Source organism: Rhizobium sp. FKY42 (assembly GCF_005222835.1).
Lineage (GTDB): Bacteria > Pseudomonadota > Alphaproteobacteria > Rhizobiales > Rhizobiaceae > Neorhizobium.
Map to the genome: position 1 here is coordinate 1 of NZ_STGA01000067.1, position 1,032 is coordinate 1,032.

At 57.8% G+C, this 1,032-nt stretch carries 1 protein-coding gene; it reads right to left on the minus strand.

Annotation, left to right across the window (positions count from 1 at the left end):
- Nucleotides 1-796 (minus strand): ABC transporter transmembrane domain-containing protein (locus E8M78_RS21305; protein ID WP_246658425.1); only part of this gene is annotated, 796 nt, incomplete at its 3' end.
- Nucleotides 797-1,032 lie beyond the last annotated feature (236 nt).

A 1,032-nucleotide genomic window follows, 5' to 3' on the forward strand; every position in this document is an offset into this window, starting at 1 on the left:
ATTGACCGATGGCCTGTTCAATCGGTGCCAATGCTCGCGAGGTCAGGATAGATGCTGCGATCATCGCACCAGGCGATGCCAGCTGTTTGATAGCAAGCCACGCTCCCAGCGCCAGGACGGCCGACTGGAGAGCGAGCCTGAATATCTTCGACGCCACCGAAAAGCTGCTGGTCGCATCGTTGGTCTGACGCTGCTCTTCCAGATAATGCGCGTTGGTCTCCTGCCATCGGGTCGCATAGGAGCGCCGCATTCCCATGGCGTGCAGGGCTTCCGCGTTTCGGCGACCCGCTTCCAAGAATTCTGACCTAGCACCCGAAAGCTTTGCTAGATCCTCCATAGGACGGCGCAGGATCGCTTCGCTGCTCAAGGTCAAGGCAACGAGAATGAGCGCGCCGGCGACCGCCAGCCAACCGAGATAGGCATGGAACAGAAACAGGATCGCCAGATAGAGCGGCAGCCAGGGCATGTCGCAAATAGCCACGGGTCCTGGGCCGCTCATGAACTGCCGGACCTGTTCGAGATCACGGACCGGCTGAGAGATTGCCTCTTTCTTCGACATACGAAGTGGAAGGAGCATCACCGCATCAAATGTCGGTCCGCCCAGCTTTTCTTCTATACGCTGGCCGATGCGCGTCAGGATGCGCGAGCGTATCAGTTCCAGTACGCCGAGGAACACGTAAAGCCCGATCGCCAGCCCCGAGAGAGCGACAAGTGTCGGAACACTCCGGCTTGCCAGCACCCGGTCATATACCTGCATCATGAACAGAGGTCCGGTCAGCATAAGAATATTCGTCACGGCGCTGAGCGCCGCGACAGTCATAAATGCTTTTCGGGTTTGCTGAAAGGCAGCGGCGACCAGAGGCCGCCGCGCTTCATTATTCGAGGAATTCACCAATATTCAGACCTTAAGCGATGAATCGGACGTCGTCCTGATGCAGGTTTGCCAAGACCACGTTCTTCAGCGTGATCGTGTTTCCTGCATCATGCGTGATGACCGTGTCATTACCGACCTGAGCGGCGGCAGCCAGAACG